Annotated in this window: 16 protein-coding genes; 6 read left to right on the top strand and 10 right to left on the bottom strand. The window is 71.1% G+C overall.

Going from position 1 to position 16,918, the window contains the following annotated elements; all coding sequences use genetic code 11:
- Together ACFVGY_RS15415 and ACFVGY_RS15410 are read right to left on the bottom strand one after the other, a co-directional pair.
- Positions 1-408 (bottom strand): phosphoribosyltransferase domain-containing protein (locus tag ACFVGY_RS15415; protein WP_385676679.1); only part of this gene is annotated, 408 nt, incomplete at its 3' end.
- 46 nt (positions 409-454) lie between these two features.
- Positions 455-1,630: an HpcH/HpaI aldolase/citrate lyase family protein gene (locus ACFVGY_RS15410; protein ID WP_385676595.1), complete on the bottom strand. Its 1,176-nt coding sequence runs from the start codon at positions 1,628-1,630 to the stop codon at positions 455-457.
- A gap of 194 nt (positions 1,631-1,824) precedes the next feature.
- Between ACFVGY_RS15410 and ACFVGY_RS15405 the strand changes: the two genes are divergently transcribed.
- A complete protein-coding gene (locus ACFVGY_RS15405) occupies positions 1,825-2,625 on the top strand; it encodes a TerD family protein (RefSeq protein WP_385676677.1) in 801 nt (266 codons plus the stop codon).
- A gap of 70 nt (positions 2,626-2,695) precedes the next feature.
- On the opposite strand, the gene ACFVGY_RS15400 is transcribed toward ACFVGY_RS15405, so the two are convergent.
- The 6 genes from ACFVGY_RS15400 to ACFVGY_RS15375 all read right to left on the bottom strand — a co-directional run bounded on the left by ACFVGY_RS15400 (position 2,696) and on the right by ACFVGY_RS15375 (position 7,270).
- Positions 2,696-3,433 carry a Tellurium resistance gene (locus ACFVGY_RS15400; RefSeq protein ID WP_385676592.1) on the bottom strand — a complete coding sequence of 246 codons (738 nt, stop codon included), beginning with the start codon at positions 3,431-3,433 and terminating at the stop codon, positions 2,696-2,698.
- A gap of 171 nt (positions 3,434-3,604) precedes the next feature.
- Positions 3,605-4,717: a DUF475 domain-containing protein gene (locus ACFVGY_RS15395; protein ID WP_385676589.1), complete on the bottom strand. Its 1,113-nt coding sequence runs from the start codon at positions 4,715-4,717 to the stop codon at positions 3,605-3,607.
- 25 nt (positions 4,718-4,742) lie between these two features.
- Complete coding sequence (locus tag ACFVGY_RS15390) at positions 4,743-5,318, bottom strand: TerD family protein (protein ID WP_360622488.1); 576 nt, start codon at positions 5,316-5,318, stop codon at positions 4,743-4,745.
- A 164-nt stretch (positions 5,319-5,482) separates the two neighbouring features.
- The gene (locus ACFVGY_RS15385) at positions 5,483-6,058 is read right to left on the bottom strand and encodes a TerD family protein (RefSeq protein ID WP_385676586.1); all 576 of its coding nucleotides are present in this window, start codon (positions 6,056-6,058) and stop codon (positions 5,483-5,485) included.
- Between the two features lie 167 nt (positions 6,059-6,225).
- A complete protein-coding gene (locus tag ACFVGY_RS15380; protein WP_385676583.1) occupies positions 6,226-6,684 on the bottom strand; it encodes a peroxiredoxin in 459 nt (152 codons plus the stop codon).
- Positions 6,685-6,841: 157 nt separating this feature from the next.
- On the bottom strand, positions 6,842-7,270 hold the full coding sequence (locus ACFVGY_RS15375) for a DUF3052 domain-containing protein (RefSeq protein WP_385676580.1): 429 nt from the start codon (positions 7,268-7,270) through the stop codon (positions 6,842-6,844).
- A gap of 433 nt (positions 7,271-7,703) precedes the next feature.
- On the opposite strand from ACFVGY_RS15375, the gene aceE reads away from it, so the two are divergent.
- Positions 7,704-10,436 carry a pyruvate dehydrogenase (acetyl-transferring), homodimeric type gene (gene aceE, locus ACFVGY_RS15370; RefSeq protein ID WP_385676577.1) on the top strand — a complete coding sequence of 911 codons (2,733 nt, stop codon included), beginning with the start codon at positions 7,704-7,706 and terminating at the stop codon, positions 10,434-10,436.
- Positions 10,437-10,586: 150 nt separating this feature from the next.
- The gene (locus ACFVGY_RS15365; protein WP_385676574.1) at positions 10,587-11,423 is read left to right on the top strand and encodes a potassium channel family protein; all 837 of its coding nucleotides are present in this window, start codon (positions 10,587-10,589) and stop codon (positions 11,421-11,423) included.
- On the opposite strand, the gene ACFVGY_RS15360 is transcribed toward ACFVGY_RS15365, so the two are convergent.
- Positions 11,404-11,907, bottom strand: a complete 504-nt coding sequence (locus ACFVGY_RS15360) for a peptidase inhibitor family I36 protein (protein WP_385676571.1) — start codon at positions 11,905-11,907, stop codon at positions 11,404-11,406. The two genes, ACFVGY_RS15365 and ACFVGY_RS15360, sit on opposite strands and share 20 nt — an antisense overlap.
- Before the next feature lie 188 nt (positions 11,908-12,095).
- Positions 12,096-13,583, bottom strand: coding sequence for an MFS transporter (locus ACFVGY_RS15355; RefSeq protein ID WP_385676674.1), 1,488 nt, complete (start codon positions 13,581-13,583; stop codon positions 12,096-12,098).
- A 313-nt stretch (positions 13,584-13,896) separates the two neighbouring features.
- Here ACFVGY_RS15355 and ACFVGY_RS15350 point away from each other — a divergent pair, with 313 nt between their 5' ends.
- From ACFVGY_RS15350 to ACFVGY_RS15340, 3 genes are all read left to right on the top strand, one after another.
- Positions 13,897-14,541 carry a TetR/AcrR family transcriptional regulator gene (locus ACFVGY_RS15350; protein ID WP_385676568.1) on the top strand — a complete coding sequence of 215 codons (645 nt, stop codon included), beginning with the start codon at positions 13,897-13,899 and terminating at the stop codon, positions 14,539-14,541.
- Between the two features lie 215 nt (positions 14,542-14,756).
- Positions 14,757-15,992 (top strand): alpha/beta hydrolase, encoded by a 1,236-nt coding sequence (locus ACFVGY_RS15345; RefSeq protein ID WP_385676565.1) that lies wholly within the window; start codon positions 14,757-14,759, stop codon positions 15,990-15,992.
- 75 nt (positions 15,993-16,067) lie between these two features.
- Positions 16,068-16,910, top strand: a complete 843-nt coding sequence (locus ACFVGY_RS15340) for a DUF4429 domain-containing protein (RefSeq protein WP_385676562.1) — start codon at positions 16,068-16,070, stop codon at positions 16,908-16,910.
- The last annotated feature ends 8 nt before the right edge of the window (positions 16,911-16,918 follow it).

The raw sequence follows: 16,918 nt of genomic DNA, 5'->3' as shown, positions 1-16,918 counted from the left end.
GCGGGGGCCCCCCCCCCCCGCCCCGGGGGGGGGGGTGGTGTGCGGGTGGGGGGGGGGCCCCCGCCGGGCGCCCCCGCTGGCCCCGAGGCCGGTCGCGGTCTCCGCGTAGCCGAGGACCACCGCGGCGGCCGGGTCCTCCCCGGCGGCGTCGAGCAGGGCGCGGACGCGCTCGCCGAGCCCGTAGCCGGCGGCGTGGACGGCACGCGGGGACTGCGGGACGTGCTTGCCGAGGACTTGCGAGACCAGCAGGTGGGCCCGCTTGGGGTTGCGCCGCAGGGCGAGGCCGAGCAGTTCCTCCAGCCCCGGCCCGCGGGAGCCGTCCACCCCTTCCAGGCGTACGCCCAGCCGGTCCACGACCCAGCTTCCCGACCACACCGCGTCGATCGTCTTGCCCTTCTCCGTCGTCACATCAGTCACATCAGTCACATCACAGTCATGTCCGTGCCCTGCTCGCTCACACCTGGAGCCCTGCCGTGAGCAGGTCGACGAAGCCGACCTGCTCCTTCGCCACCCCGAACACCTCGGCGCGCAGCATGGTGCGCTCCGCCCAGGCCCGGTGGGGCTTCACCTCGTTCATCTTGTTCGTGTAGGCGGAGCGCATGACGCCGCCGCCGTTGCGCTCGGGGCGCAGGATGTCCTGGGCGTCGCTGAACTCCTCGTGGGAGACCACCGACAGCGCGTGCACGGGCGTGACGTGGGCCGGGTGGATGCAGGTCTTGCCGAGGAGTCCGTTGGCCCGGTCGAGTTCGATCTCGCGCAGCAGCCCGTCCAGGTCGTGCTCGATCAGGGTGGTGCGCAGTTCTTCGGCGCCTTCCTCCAGGAAGGGGCTGCGCCGCAGCTGCGGCTTGAAGAGGCGCTGCTGGCGGCGGAAGTACTCCCAGACCGGGCCGGTGACGGTGAAGCCGGTGCCGTCGGCGCGGCTGAGCACGTTGACCACGTCGGCGATGACCCCGGCGACGATCTGGACGTCGTAAGCGGTCATGTCGGGGGTGCGGCGCAGGCCGTAGACGGAGCAGAAGTCGGTGACGCCGAGCCGTAGGGCGAGCACGCGCTCGCGGTAGTGGTTGACCGTGCGGGAGATCCCGGCGAGGGCCTCGACGCGGGTTTCGAGGTGGAGCAGGTCGGGGGTTTCCAGGACGGGCATCGCGTAGAGGCGGGGCAGCCCGCTGAGGGCTTCCGCCTCGGCCACGGTGTCGAGGAAGGCGGGGCCGCGGCTCGCGGTGAACTTGGGGAGGACGAATCCAGCCAGCCTGTGGACGGTGCTGCCGAGGCGGCGCGCGAGGTCGGGGATCTGCTCGGGGGTGCGGACGCGGATGAAGAGGAGGGGGAGCTCCGGGCCGTCCACGCCCTGCTCGTCGAGGACGGCGAACTGGCGGACGAGGTTCTCCTCGGCACCGCGCACGTCGGCGTCGCTGATGGAATCCTCCAGGCAGAGGACCATGGAGACGACTCCGCGGGCGGCCTGCTTGCGGATGTCGCCGGCGAGGTTCGGCCGGGTGGCCGGGCTGTAGAGGGTTGCGCCGAGGGCGGCCGCGAGAAGGCGTGCGGGGGAGGCGGCGGTGAATTCGACCGGCTCCATGTAGAAGAGTTCCTTGCGGACCGCGGGCGAAATGTGCCCAAAGTGACGCATGTGCTTCCCCCGTACTGCCTCGGCGGCCCAACTGGCGTGGCCGGTAATAGTACGTACGAACCTGAGTCAAGAGTTCCTCAAGCACATGAAGTTCAGGTAACCCTTATGCACCATGCCCACGGTCGACGGCCGCGGCAAGGCCCTGCGGGGGGCCGCGTTGTTCCCCGCCGCCCCGGGAGGGCAGGATGACGGGCATGACGCACGCGATGCAGAAGGGCTCGAACATCCCGGTGACCACGGTGGCGGTCCGGGCGGTGCTGCGCTGGACCGGCGGTCCCGAGGTACCGGACGTGGACGCCTCGGCGCTGCTGGTGGGCCCGGACGGACGGGTGCGCTCGGACGAGGACTTCGTCTTCTACAACCAGCCCCGCCACCCCTCCGGGTCCGTCTGGCGGCTCGGCAAGAAGCAGGTCGGCGAGTCCGTCACCGACGCCGTCCAGGCGGACCTGCGGACGGTGCCCCCGGCGGTGGACCGGATCCTGGTGGTCGCCTCCGCCGAGGACGTGCCGTTCGAGCGGGTCCGGGACCTGCGGATCCTGTTGTACGACGCCACCGCGACCGGCGCCTCCGAGCCGCTGGCCTACTTCGACGTACGGCCCGAGACCGGCGCCGAGACGGCGCTGATCTGCGGGGAGCTGTACCGCCGGGGCGACACGTGGAAGTTCCGCGCGCTCGGCGAGGGCTACTCCGACGGGCTCGTGGGACTGGCGACCGACCACGGCATCTCGGTGGACGAGAACGCCGCCGACGACGCTGTCGAGGGCGCCTCCGCGGGCGCCGGCGCGGCCGGGCCCACCTCCGAGCAGACGGCCGCGATGCGGCCGCCGACGCCGCCTGCGCACCCCGCGCCGCCCGCACCGCAGACGCAGGCCCCGCCGGCCGCTCAACCGGCGTACGGGTACCCCCAGCCGGTGTCCCCGGCGCCGGTGCCGGCCCCGGGCGGCGACCCGACGTTCCGGCTGCCGGTGCAGGGCCCGCAGTTCGTCCGCCGCTGACGCCGCCGGGTGGTGTCGGGCCGGGCGGTCGACCCGGGGCGATCGGGCCGGGCGTTCGGGCCGGGGGCGGTCAGGCGTTGGTGCTCTTGTAGCCCCGCCCCCACTGCAGGCCCCACCCGTACAGCCGGTCCAGCTCGGCCTGGAACCCGTACACGAACTTCACCTCGCGGCGCACGATCAGCTCGCCCTTGACGTGCTCCAGGGAGACCACCGCGCAGGAGCGGGCCTGCGGGTGCCGCTCCTCCAGCGGGATCTCGATCCGCGGCCCGGTGATCGGGTAGAGGGTGACCAGGGCGTGCGTCCGGTCGAAGGCCGGGGTCTGGTCGTAGATGTAGACGAACACCAGCAGGCGCTTGATCTCGTCCGCGTGGTCGAGGTTGACGAAGACCGTCTCGCCGGAGGGCGCGCCGAACCGGTCGTCGCCGCTGAGCTTCACGTACGGCGGGCTGTTGATGTCGCCCAGCAGGTTGCCCAGCGGCTGGACGACGCCCCGGGTGCCGTCGGCCAGCTCGTACAGGCAGCCGATGTCGAGGTCGACGTTGACCATGCCCTGGGTGTGCGCCTGCACCACGTCCGGCTTGAACAGCTTGAACGGGTGCCGCAGCAGCTGCCCGCTCTGGCCGCTGCGGCCGCCGATGTCGGAGCTGCGCATCCGCCAGGACAGGTTGACGCGCAGGTTGCCGTGGACGGCCCCCTGCTTGGTCAGCGACACCGTCGGGTTCCGCTTGGTGAGCTCGATCGCCGAGGAGGCGTTGCCCGAGTCGAACTGCAGGGCACGGCTGCCCCTGATGCCGTCGAAGAATCCCATCCCCTGTCCCCCCTGACTGCCGGGATCCCCTGAGATCCCCCTGTGGTCCCCGCGCGGGCCGCCGCACGGGCGCGGCTACGCGGACGGGGCGGCCCCCCGGGTCCGTGGACCCAGCAGGCCGCCCCGCATGGAGCGTTCCGCAATACCGCCGCGGTCATGCCTCGGCGGAGGTCATGCCTCGGCGGAGGCTCCCTTCAGCTCCAGCCGCTTGTTGCGGCGCACGGAGGACCAGAAGGATGCGGCGATCAGGACCACGCCGATGAGGCCGGTGACGATCTCGCTGATCTCGTGCTGGATGGTGATGAGCAGGATGACGGCGAGGGCGCCGATCGCGTAGTGCGCGCCGTGCTCCAGGTAGACGTAGTCGTCCAGGGTTCCCTGGCGGACCAGGTAGACCGTGAGCGAGCGGACGTACATGGCGCCGATGCCGAGGCCGAGCGCCATCCAGAAGATGTGGTTGGTGATGGCGAAGGCGCCGATGACGCCGTCGAAGGAGAAGGAGGCGTCGAGGACCTCCAGGTAGAGGAACAGGAAGAAGGCGGCCTTGCCGGCCAGGCCGACCGCGGAGACCTGCTTGCCCTCGGCCTTGGCCTTCTCCTCCTCCTCGTGCTCGCGCTCCTCTTCCTCCTCCAGCTTGTCCTCGAAGTAGGAGGAGAGGCCGCCGACGATCAGGTAGGTGATCAGACCGGCGACGCCGGCCAGCAGGACGGTGGCGGACTTGTCCGCGTGGCCGGTGCTGGTGTGGGCGTTCGTCGCGAAGGTCATCGCGCTGACCAGCAGGGCGATGAGGGCGATGCACACCGAGAGCATGTCGACCTTGCCGAGCTTGGCCAGCGGCCGCTCCAGCCAGGCGAGCCACTTGTGCTCCCGCTCCTCGAAGACGAAGTCGAGGAAGATCATCAACAGGAACATGCCACCGAACGCCGCGATGGCCGGGTGGGCGTCGGTGACCAGCGCCTCGTACTGGTCCGGGTGGTCCAGGGCCAGCTCGATGGCCTCGATCGGGCCCACCTTGGCACTGATCGCGACGATGGCCACGGGGAACACCAGCCGCATGCCGAAGACCGCGATCAGGATGCCGATCGTGAGGAAGATCTTCTGCCAGAAGGCATTCATCTTCTTCAGGACTCCGGCGTTGACGACCGCATTGTCGAAGGACAGCGAGATCTCGAGGATCGACAGGATCAGTACGATCCCGAACGCCTCCCACCCCCACTGCCAAGCGGCGAAGGCAAGGCCGAGCGCCGTGATGGCGAACGACCAGCCGAAGGTTTTCAGAACCACTGGCACCCCATGTTCTCGTACGGCTTTACGAAACGTTGACCCCGAAGTCTAGAGCGATGCCCCTCAAGCCCGACGCGTACCCCTGACCCACCGCCCGGAACTTCCATTCGCCGCCGTACCGGTAGACCTCGCCGAAGATCATTGCGGTTTCGGTCGAGGCGTCCTCCGTGAGGTCGTAGCGCGCCAGCTCCTGGCCGTCCGACTCGTTCACGACCCGGATGAAGGCATTGGTGACCTGCCCGAACGTCTGCCGGCGGGCGTCCGCCTCGTGGATGGAGACGGGGAAGACGATCTTGTCGACCTCGGTGGGCACCTTGGTCAGGTCGACGATGATCGACTCGTCGTCGCCGTCACCCTCACCGGTCAGGTTGTCGCCCGTGTGTTCGACGGAGCCCTCGGGGCTCTTGAGGTTGTTGTAGAAGACGAAGTACCGGTCCCCCAGGACCCGGCCGTCGCGGCACATCAGCGCGCTGGCGTCGAGGTCGAAGTCGGCCCCTGTCGTCGAACGCGCGTCCCAGCCCAGACCGACCAGGACCCGGGTGAGGTTCGGTGCGGCCTTGGAGAGGGAGACGTTGCCCCCCTTGGCGAGTGTGACGCCCATGTTGAAGTCCTCCCCGGACGACGTGGTGGTCGTGGCCCGTTCCGTGGGCCGGGCGGGCCTGCGGTGCGGTGGCGCGGTGGCGCGGGACGTGCGGTGGTGCAAGCGCGTCCGGCGCCGTACACGGGGTGTGTGCACGGCGCCGGACGGGTGAACAGCAGGCGGGATCAGACGTTGACGCCGAAGTCCCGCGCAATGCCGGCCAGGCCGGAGGCGTAACCCTGGCCAATGGCGCGGAACTTCCACTCCGCACCGTTGCGGTAGAGCTCGCCGAAGACCATGGCGGTCTCGGTCGAGGCGTCCTCGGAGAGGTCGTAGCGGGCGAGCTCGGTGTTGTCCGCCTGGTTCACGACGCGGATGTACGCGTTGCGCACCTGACCGAAGCTCTGCTGGCGGCTGTCGGCCTCGTAGATCGAGACGGGGAAGACGATCTTGGCGACATCGGCCGGGACACCGGCCAGGTTCACCTTGATCGCCTCGTCGTCGCCCTCGCCCTCACCGGTGAGGTTGTCACCGGTGTGCTCGACCGAGCCGTCCGGGCTCTTCAGGTTGTTGAAGAACACGAAGTTCGAGTCGCTGGTGACCTTGCCCAGATCGTTGGTCAGGATCGCGCTGGCGTCGAGGTCGAAGTCGACACCGGTGGTGGTGCGAGCGTCCCAGCCCAGACCGACGAGCACGGCCGTCAGGTTCGGCGCGGCCTTGGTCAGCGAGACGTTGCCACCCTTGCTGAGGCTGACTCCCACGGGTCCTCCAATGAATTCATGTCCGGGGCGGTGCCCCTGTCGTGCGATGGGGGCCCTCCCAGCGGGGGCTGGGGGAGCTACCGGATCAACGTGTTGATCCTAGTGACCGGTTCCCGCCGCCACGCGGTATTTGCCCGCGGAAGCGCCCGACGGAACGGGACGAGGGGTCACAGGCTGTCGAGCGCCTTGATGTACTCGTTCAGGTCACGCGCGTCGGGCAGCCCGTTGACGACGGTCCAGCGCACGACGCCCTCCTTGTCGATGATGAAGGTGCCGCGGACGGCGCAGCCCTTCTCCTCGTCGAAGACGCCGTACGCACGGGAGGTCTCGCCGTGCGGCCAGAAGTCGGACAGCAGCGGGTAGTCGAAGCCCTCCTTCTCGGCGAAGACGCGCAGGGTCGGCACCGAGTCGTTGGAGACGGCGAGGAGCTGGACCTCGTCGTTCTGGAAGCGGGGCAGCTGGTCGCGCAGCTCGCACAGCTCGCCGGTGCACACACCGGTGAAGGCGAACGGGTAGAACAGCAGCACCACGGCCTTCTCGCCGCGGAAGTCGGAGAGCCGGACGGTGGCGCCGTGGTTGTCCTTGAGCTCGAAGTCCGGGGCCTTGCTGCCGATCTCGATGGCCATCTGTCGCATCCCTTTCGTTCCCGCATCCCTGCGTTCGGCTGTTCGGGTGACAGGGCCAGCCTAGGGGGCCGGGACCCGCAGACGCACACACCCCGCCGACGGGGGGTCGGCGGGGTGTGTCTCCGCTTGGCTGCGGCGCTCGGCTGCGGCGCGTCGCTCAGCGCTTGGACTTGGCGGCCTTGGGGGTCACCAGCTTGCTGGCGGCCCACTCCTTGCCGACGCTGACGGGCCTCGTCTGCGACAGGCCGGCCGTCTCGGCGGCCTCGCTGATGTCGCTGGCCTCGACGTAGCCGGGGCGGCCCGTCTTCGGGGTCAGCAGCAGGATCAGCGCGGCTTCCTCGACCAGCTCCGTGGCGTCGACGAGGGCGTCGGTCAGGTCGCCGTCCTCGTTGCGGAACCACAGCAGCACCGCGTCGGCCACGTCGTCGTAGTCCTCGTCGACGAGGTCGTTGCCGATCAGTTCCTCGATCTCATCGCGGAACTCCTGATCGACGTCTTCGTCGTAGCCGATCTCCTGGACCACCTGTTCGGACTGGAAACCCAGCCGGGCGGCCAGGCTCTCCGCGTGGTCCGCGGTCGCGCTCACGGGGTGCCTCCTGCTCATGTTCGGTGAATGTCTTCGGCCGCGCGCGTACGCGCAGCATTGGGCGTAGTCCACACGGGCGCGGCGGATCGCGCAAGTACCCGGCCGCCGGGACCGCCGAAACGGTGACGATTGCGGCCGTCTCGCCGCAACTTTCAGCCTTCCCGCACGGCCCCGTGGTGATTCATCCCACACCATTGCAGCTGATTCGACATCGCCTGGGAACTTCTTACCTGTTTGAGGTATCGAACATGCTTGCGAGTCTGGGGTTCGGCCGGGCGCCCGGTCGCGGTCCGGGCGGAGCCGTCGCCGGCGACATCGCAAATCGCCCGACTCCAAGGATTACCCAGTGGTAAAGATGACGATTCCGACCCAGCGTAAGACCATGGGAGGCGGCGAACCCAAGGCACGACTCCCCTGACAGCGAAGGAACAGCGTGGCTTCCGCATCCGATCGCAACCCGATCATCATTGGCGGCCTGCCGAGCCAGGTCCCGGACTTCGATCCGGAGGAGACGCGGGAGTGGCTCGACTCCCTCGACGCCGCCGTCGACGAGCGCGGCCGGGAGCGGGCCCGCTATCTCATGCTGCGCCTGATCGAGCGGGCCCGCGAGCGGCGCGTGGCCGTGCCCGAGATGCGCAGCACGGACTACGTCAACACGATCGCGACCAAGGACGAGCCGTTCTTCCCGGGCAACGAGGAGATCGAACGCAAGATCCTCAACGCCACCCGGTGGAACGCGGCCGTCATGGTCTCCCGGGCCCAGCGCCCGGGCATCGGCGTCGGCGGCCACATCGCCACCTTCGCCTCCTCGGCCTCCCTCTACGACGTGGGCTTCAACCACTTCTTCCGGGGCAAGGACGGGGGCGACGGCGGCGACCAGATCTTCTTCCAGGGCCACGCCTCCCCCGGCGTCTACGCCCGTGCGTACATGCTGGACCGGCTCTCGGAGCAGCAGCTCGACGCCTTCCGCCAGGAGAAGTCGAAGGCTCCGTACGGCCTGTCCAGCTACCCGCACCCGCGGCTGATGCCGGACTTCTGGGAGTTCCCGACGGTCTCGATGGGCCTGGGCCCGATCGGCGCCATCTACCAGGCCCGGATGAACCGGTACATGGAGGCGCGCGGGATCGCGGACACCTCCAAGTCACACGTTTGGGCGTACCTCGGCGACGGCGAGATGGACGAGCCGGAGTCGCTGGGCCAGCTGTCCCTGGCGGCCCGCGAGGGCCTGGACAACCTCACCTTCGTCGTCAACTGCAACCTGCAGCGCCTCGACGGCCCGGTGCGCGGCAACGGCAAGGTCATCCAGGAGCTGGAGTCGATCTTCCGCGGGGCCGGCTGGAACGTCATCAAGCTGATCTGGGACCGTTCCTGGGACCCGCTGCTGGCGCAGGACCGCGACGGCATCCTCGTCAACAAGATGAACTCGACCCCGGACGGCCAGTTCCAGACGTACGCCACCGAGACGGGCGCGTACATCCGGGACCACTTCTTCGGCGACGACCAGCGGCTGCGCGCGATGGTCGCGGACATGACGGACGACCAGATCCTGCACCTGGGGCGCGGCGGCCACGACCACAAGAAGATCTACGCGGCGTACGCGGCGGCCCGCGCCCACAAGGGCCAGCCGACGGTGATCCTGGCCAAGACGATCAAGGGCTGGACGCTCGGCCCGAACTTCGAGGGCCGCAACGCCACGCACCAGATGAAGAAGCTGACGGTCGACGACCTCAAGCGCTTCCGCGACCGCCTGCACCTCCCGATCACGGACGCGCAGCTGGAGAGCGGCGCACCGCCGTACTACCACCCGGGTCGCAACTCGCCCGAGATCCAGTACATGCACGACCGGCGCAAGGCCCTGGGCGGCTACGTGCCCACCCGTGTGCTGCGCGCCAAGCCGCTGCAGCTGCCGGACGACAAGGCCTACGCCGCGGTCAAGAAGGGCTCCGGCCAGCAGTCGATCGCCACGACGATGGCGTTCGTCCGGCTGCTGAAGGACCTGATGCGGGACAAGGAGATCGGTCGGCGGTTCGTGCTGATCGCGCCGGACGAGTACCGCACCTTCGGCATGGACTCGTTCTTCCCGAGCGCCAAGATCTACAACCCGCTGGGGCAGCAGTACGAGGCCGTCGACCGCGACCTGCTGCTGGCGTACAAGGAGTCCCCGACCGGCCAGATGCTGCACGACGGCATCTCGGAGGCGGGCTGCACGGCCTCGCTGATCGCCGCCGGGTCGGCGTACGCGACGCACGGCGAGCCGCTGATCCCGGTCTACGTCTTCTACTCGATGTTCGGTTTCCAGCGCACGGGTGACCAGTTCTGGCAGATGGCCGACCAGCTGGCGCGCGGTTTCGTGCTCGGTGCGACCGCGGGCCGGACCACCCTGACGGGTGAGGGCCTGCAGCACGCCGACGGCCACTCCCAGCTGCTGGCGTCGACGAACCCGGGCTGCGTCGCCTACGACCCGGCCTACGGGTACGAGATCGCGCACATCGTGAAGGACGGCCTGCGGCGCATGTACGGCCCCGAGGCCGAGGACGTCTTCTACTACCTGACCGTCTACAACGAGCCGATCCAGCACCCGGCCGAGCCGGCCAACGTCGACGTGGACGGCATCCTCAAGGGCATCCACCGGGTGGCCACGGGCACGTCCGGCTCCGTCCCGGCGCAGATCCTGGCTTCGGGCGTGGCGGTGCCGTGGGCCCTGGAGGCGCAGCGGATCCTGGCCGAGGAGTGGAACGTCAAGGCGGACGTCTGGTCGGCGACCTCCTGGAACGAGCTGCGCCGCGAGGCCGTGGAGGTGGAGGAACACAACCTGCTCCACCCGGAGGAGGAACAGCGCGTCCCGTACGTGACGCGGAAGCTGTCGGCCGGCGAGGGGCCGTTCGTCGCGGTCTCCGACTGGATGCGGGCGGTTCCGGACCAGATCTCGCGGTGGGTGCCGGGTGCGTACACCTCGCTGGGTGCGGACGGGTTCGGCTTCGCGGACACGCGCGGTGCGGCACGACGGTTCTTCCACATCGACGCCCAGTCGGTGGTCCTGGCGGTGCTGACCGAGCTCGCCAAGGCGGGCCGGGTCGACCGGTCGGCGCTGAAGCAGGCCGTGGACCGCTACCGGCTGCTGGACGTGGCGGCGGCCGACCCGGGTCCGGCCGGCGGCGACGCGTAGCCGCAGCGCCGGCGGCCCTACGGGAGGCGAGGTGACGGTCGGGGGGGGGGGGGGGGGGGGGGGGGCGCCCCCCCCCCCCCGCCACCGTGCGCCGGCCGCCGCACCGCTGCGCCGACCTGTGAGCTTTACTCGTTCCTTACGATGCTCCGTATGAAGGAACCGTCCCGCCAGCTGCGGTGGGAGCAGCTGAGCCAGACCCCGCTGCTCGTCCTCGCCGTGGCGTTCGCCGTCGCCTATGCCGTGCCGATCGTGGCCCCCGAGGCCGATGCCCGGGTGCACCGTGCGTGCACGGTCACCGAGTGGGCGGTGTGGGCTGCGTTCGCCTCGGACTACCTGGTGCGGCTGGGCCTGTCGGCCTCCAAGAAGGCCTTCGTCCGCGCCCACTGGCTGGACCTGATCGCGGTGGTGCTGCCGATGATCCAGCCGCTGCGGCTGCTGCGGCTGGTGTCCACCCTGCTGCTGGTGGGCCGGCGTGCCCGGATGGCACCGCAGATCCGGCTCACCACGTACGTGGCGGGCGCGGTGGTCGGGCTGATGATGTTCGGCTCCCTCGCCGTGCTGAGCGTGGAGCGGGACGCGCCCGACGGCAACATCAGGAACCTGGGCGATGCCGTGTGGTGGAGCTTCACCACGATGACCACAGTGGGGTACGGCGACCACTCCCCCACCACCGGGCTCGGCCGGGTGCTCGCGGTGGGGCTGATGCTGTCCGGGATCGCCCTGCTCGGTGTGGTCACCGCGAACATCGCGGCCTGGTTCATCGCCCGCTTCGAGTTCGACGACCAGGCCGAACGGGAGCAGACCGCGGCCATCGCCGAGCTGACCGCGGAGGTACGGGCCCTGCGCGCCGAGGTCGCCCGGCTGGCCGGGACCGCCCCGGGCGGGCAGGCCGGGGCGGTCCCGGCCCAGGCGCCCGGGGCGGGCCCGGTGGCTGCGGCCGCCGCGGCGCCGCAGGGGGCGGGGTCCGCTAGCGTTCCCACACCTTGAAAGCGCGCACCAGGTAGGGCGACTCCGGGAGCTGGACCCCGTCGCCGGGGTAGGTCTGGAACTCGCCCGTCTCGGCGCACTCGGCCGACTGGTAGGTGGTCACCGGCCGCCCGGTGCGGTTGACGAGGGACTGGGCGCTGGCTCCGGCGGGCAGTGCGGTGCAGCTGTTGACGTCCAGGGTGCTCAGCTCGTGGGTGTGCCGCTTGCCCCTGAACCCGGGCTGCGCCCACAGGCACAGCTGCCCGGTCGCGCAGGGCACCGCCCGCTTCGGTGGCGGGCCCGCGGCGGGCCGGGCGGGCCCGCCGGGAGCGGCGTGCGCGGCGTGCGCGGCGTGCGCGGCGTGCGCGGCGTGCGCGGCGTGCGCGGTGCCGGACGCGCCGGGCAGGAGGGCGGCCAGCACCAGGGCGGCAGCGGCCAGGGCCGCGTGGGCGCGCCCGGAGGTGGCGCGGGCGGACGTGACACCTGCGGGGGAACTCGTACGCATGACGGGTCAACTCCTTGTGGACGTGCCGCCCCGGACCGGTTCCGGAGCGCCTCGGCCACCACGCTGACCTGCGCGGACGGCCCGGCGGAAGGGGCTGCGGGCGGGTCCACCCGGATAGGCGACGGTCCCGCCGGAACCGTCCGGCGGGACCGTGCAGCACAGCGGGTTGACGCTCCCGTGCCCTCCGCTCAGACGTGGGCCGTGCCCGCGCCCGCGCCCGCGTTCTCACCGCGCTTGGTGAAGCAGGCCACGACCGCGGCGAGGACCGCGACGACGCCGGCGACGGTGAAGGCGGTGCTCATGCCGGAGACGAAGGTGTCGTGCGCCGCCTTGGTGATGGCGTCGGCGACGGGCTGCGGCGCGCCCTGCGGGACCGGTGCGATGCCGACCTGCACGCCCTTCTCCACGAGGGCCTGCTGGTCCGGGGCGAGCGGCGGCAGCTCCGCGGCGCGCCAGTTGTCCCCGAACGAGTCACTGACCGTACGGGCCATGATCGCACCGAGGACGGCGGTGCCGAGGCTGCCGCCGACCTGCATGGCGGCCTGCTGGAGCCCGCCGGCCACCCCGGACAGCTCCAGCGGGGCGTTGCCGACGATGACCTCGGTGGCGCCGACCATGACGGGGGCGAGGCCCACGCCGAGGAGGCAGAACCACAGCGACATCTCCAGGGTGCCGGTGCCCGCGGTGAGCCGGGACAGCCCGAAGCAGGCGGCGGCGGTGGCGGCCATGCCGACCACGAGCGGGATGCGCGGCCCGACGGCCGTGATGGCGGCCCCGGCCAGCGGCGAGCCGACGATCATCATGCCGGTCAGCGGCAGCAGGTGCAGGCCGCTGTCGACGGGGCTCATGCCGTGGACGTTCTGCAGGTAGAAGGTGACGAAGAACAGCCCGCCCATGAAGGCGAACGCCATCAGCACCATGAGCACGGTGCCCGCGGACAGCGGCAGCGAGCGGAACATGCCCGGCGGGATCAGTGGCTCGGCGGCCTTGGTCTCCCAGACGGCGAAGAACACGAAGCAGACCAGGGACCCGAAGAGGAACAGCACGGTCCGGCTGTCGTCCCAGCCCCACTCCGAGGCCTTGATCAGCGCCCAGACCAGGGAGAACATCCCGAGCGACAGCAGCACGATGCCGGGGACGTCGAAGGAGCGCGGGGCGTTCTCGGCGCGGTGGTCGCGCAGGATGACCAGGCCGAAGACCAGGGCGACGAGGCCTACGGGCACGTTGACGAAGAACACGGACTGCCAGCTGACGTGCTCCACGAGCAGGCCGCCGACGATGGGCCCGCCCGCGGTCGAGGCGCCGATGACCATGCCCCAGATGCCGATGGCCATGTTGAGCTTCTCGGCGGGGAAGGTGGCGCGCAGCAGGCCGAGCGCGGCGGGCATCAGCAGGGCGCCGAACAGGCCCTGGGCCACGCGGAAGCCGATGAGGAACTCGACGCTGGAGGACAGGCCGATCGCGGCGGACGCCGCGGCGAAGCCGACGATGCCGAGGAGGAAGGTCTGGCGGTGGCCGAAGCGGTCACCGAGCTTGCCGGCGGTGATGAGGGAGACGGCGAGCGCCAGCAGGTAGCCGTTGGTTATCCACTGGACGTCGGAGAGCGAGGCGCCGAGGTCCTTCTGGATCGCGGGGTTGGCGACGGCGACGATCGTGCCGTCCAGGGTGACCATCATGACGCCGATGGCCACGGCGAAGAGGGTTAACCAGGGATGGCCGCGCAGCCCCGACCGGGCCGGCGCCCCGCCCGGAACCTTGACCGGTGTCCGGCCGTCGACGGTGATCTGACGAGTCATGCGAACAGGCTAGTGACAGCGACTGACACGTCACAAACGGCTTAACGAGGCAGCGGCTGTCAGGTCCGTCACAGGTACCCTGACCGCTCACTCGGCGTCAGATCAGCTACGCGGGCGCCGCGTTGGGCCCCTTCGCGCCCACCGGTCGAACCGGCCCCGAACCAGAACCAGCCCCGAAAGGACTCCCGCGGTGATGACCGACGAGCGGCCAGCGCCGGCGCCCGGACTGCGCGAGCGCAAGAAGCAGCGCACCCGGGACGCGCTGCTGCGCGCCGCCCTCCTCCTCTTCATCTCGCAGGGGTACGAACAGACCACCGTCGACGAGATCACCGACGCCGTGGACGTCTCCCAGCGCACCTTCTTCCGCTACTTCGCCAACAAGGAGGAGGTCGCCTTCGCCGCCCAGGACCTGGCCGAATCGCACCTCCTCGCCGCCCTGCGGGCCCGGCCGGCCGCCGAGGCCCCCCTCGCGGCACTGCGCGCCGCCGTCGGCGACGTGTGGGACACCCTCGACGAGGCCCTGTCCGAGGTGGTCCCGTTCGACCTCTACATGCGCACCTACCAGCTCATCGAGTCGACGCCGGCGCTGCTCGCCGTCCACCTGCGCCGTTGCACCGAACTGGAGGAGCACCTGGCCCGGCTGATCGCGGAGCGCGAGGGCCTGGACGTGCACGCCGACCCGCGTCCCCGGGTGGCCGTCGCCGCGTTCTCAGGTGTGATGCGCGTCACGGGACGGCTCTGGGGGCAGGGTGGCGACGCCAGCGTCGCCTCGCTGCGGGACATGACCGACGCGTACCTCGACCAGATCGGCCCCGCGCTCGCCGCGGACTGGCACTGAGAAGCGGGTCACGTGAGCCGGGTCACCACGGGCCGGTTCGCGGTGGGCCCGTCACCGTGAGCCCCGCCACCGTGGGCCCGTCACCGTGGGCCCCGTCGCCGCCGCGCCCGTCGTGAGCCCCGTCACCGTGAGCCCGGTCACCGTGTCCCGGCTCACCCCGTGGTCCCCATCACCCTGTGCCTCAGGGCCCGTTCCGGTCTCATACGCTGGTCCCAGTGAACCTGCCCGGCCTCGCCCACCCCACCGCCGTCGGCGCCGATCCGCGCCCTGCCGTCCTGCGCACCGTGCTCGCGCTGGCGGTCGTCTTCATCATGCTGGCGACCACCGGCTGGACCACCGTGCACCGGCCCGATGCCGGCACCTCGCTCCGGGCCGCCGCCCTCGCCGCCTGGTCCACGGCCCGGATCGGCGGCCGGTCCGTGCCGCCCGCCGACGCCCCCGTGCGCACGGTGGCCCGGTTCTTCGCCGACACCGACCCCGGCCAGCAGGTCCGGCTCGCCGAGGCCCACCCGTTCGTCGTCGGCAACCTCGACGGAGCCCCCGTCGCGCTGCGCTACCGCGCCAACCTGCGCGCCCTCGGGCTGGCCGGGGCAGCCGAGCAGGCCCGCAGCCGCGACGTCAGCCTGACCCCGGCCGACCGCAACACGGCCGGCCGACGGGCCCACCGCTTCGCCTCGCTCGCCGACCCCGGCCGGCAGATCCTCGCCTTCAACCCCACCGGCGGCGGCCGTGTCGCCGAGGTCTTCGGCGACCTCGACGAGGCCGAGCGGGTCTCTGTGATCGTCCCCGGCGTGGACACCGACGTCCTCACCTTCGAGCGCACGCAGCGCCGACTGACCGCCCCGGTGGGAATGGCGCAGTCGTTGTACGCGGCCGAGCGCGCCGCGGCGCCGGGCAGCCGGACCGCGGTCATCGCCTGGGCCGACTACATCGCCCCGTCCGGCGTCGGCATGGACGCGGCCACCGGGCGGATGGCCGAGGACGGCGCCGTACGGCTGGAGGCCCTCGCGGCGTCGCTGCCGGGGGACGCGAGCGTGGCCCTGTTCTGCCACAGCTACGGATCGGTGGTGTGCGGGGTCGCGGCACGCGCGCTGCCCGGCCGGGTGACGGACGTCGTCGTGGCGGGCAGCCCGGGCATGCGCGCGGACTCGGCGGCCGAACTGGACACCTCGGCGCGGGTGTGGGCCATGCGGGATTCCGACGACTGGATCGCGGACGTGCCGCACTTGGAGGTCGGCGGTCTGGGGCACGGGGCGGATCCGGTGTCGCCGGAGTTCGGCGCGCGGCTGCTGTCCTCGGCCGGGGCCAAGCGGCACACCGGCTATTTCGAGCCAGGCACGGCCTCCCTGGACAACTTCGCCAAAATCGGAACCGGCACCTTTGACTCCGTTGTCTGTGCGACCGGCGACGATGCCTGCCGCCGTGGAATTTCCGGGACAGACACGCACTGACCCGCGTAGAGCCCCGGAAATCGGGCCCCGCACCGAGGGGGACGCACAGGGGCGTGTCCCTTTACCATGTGCCGCATGGGTGACGTACTGGCCGGAAATCATGCCGTCTGGGAGTTCGACTCGGACTCGGTGCTCATCCGCTTCGCCCGGGGGATGCGAACGCCAAGGCTGTGGAATGTCCTCGGGGCGCGGCGGATCCCCTTCGAGGCACTGTCCGTGGTGGACCTCAGCGCGGGCAGACGCGACGCGGTGGTGCTGGAGGCCGTTCCGAGACCGGGCGCGGATCCGCTGATGGAGGCCGCCGCAGGGCAACTGCGCGCGGTCTGCGACCCGTACCGTCTGGTGGTGCCGGGCGACCGGGCCGCGCAGGCGAGGGAGTTCGCCGACCGGCTGCGCGAGCGGCTGGGCCCCGAGGCGGACGAGACGGCCGAGCGCTTCCTGGTGCCGGTGGCGGAGCCGCCGCTGCAGCTGAAGGCGTACGACGCGCGCGTGGGCTTCGACGGCTCGGCCGTCAGCTTCCAGTGGTCGCGTACGGGCGCCACCGGCACCAAGTGGAAGGCGGGCGACCAGCGTTACCCGCTCTCGGAGCTGGCCGGAATCGAATGGCGTTCGCCGGAGGGGCCGGGCGGTCACCTGCGGCTCATACGCCGCGATGACACCGGGGCGGATTCGCGGCCGGACCACGACCTCGCCACCGCCGTGTTCGGCACCGGGTACGGGGCCGTGCACGAGTCGCTGCCGTTCGCCGCGGCGGTGCTGGCCGGTCTGCGCGTGCGCACCCCCGTGGCCTCGGTCCCGGCGCCGCGCACGGACGAGCGCCTGCAGCACCTGAGCGAGCTGCACAGCGCGGGCCTGCTGACGGACGCCGAGTACTCGGCCCTGCGGGATCGTTTCGCCACGGGCCTCTCCGAGGCGTAGCACCCACG

Source organism: Streptomyces sp. NPDC127106 (assembly GCF_042677605.1).
GTDB lineage: Bacteria > Actinomycetota > Actinomycetes > Streptomycetales > Streptomycetaceae > Streptomyces.
Note: the sequence above shows the minus strand (reverse complement) of the source record. Positions and strands in the feature narration are given on the sequence as shown.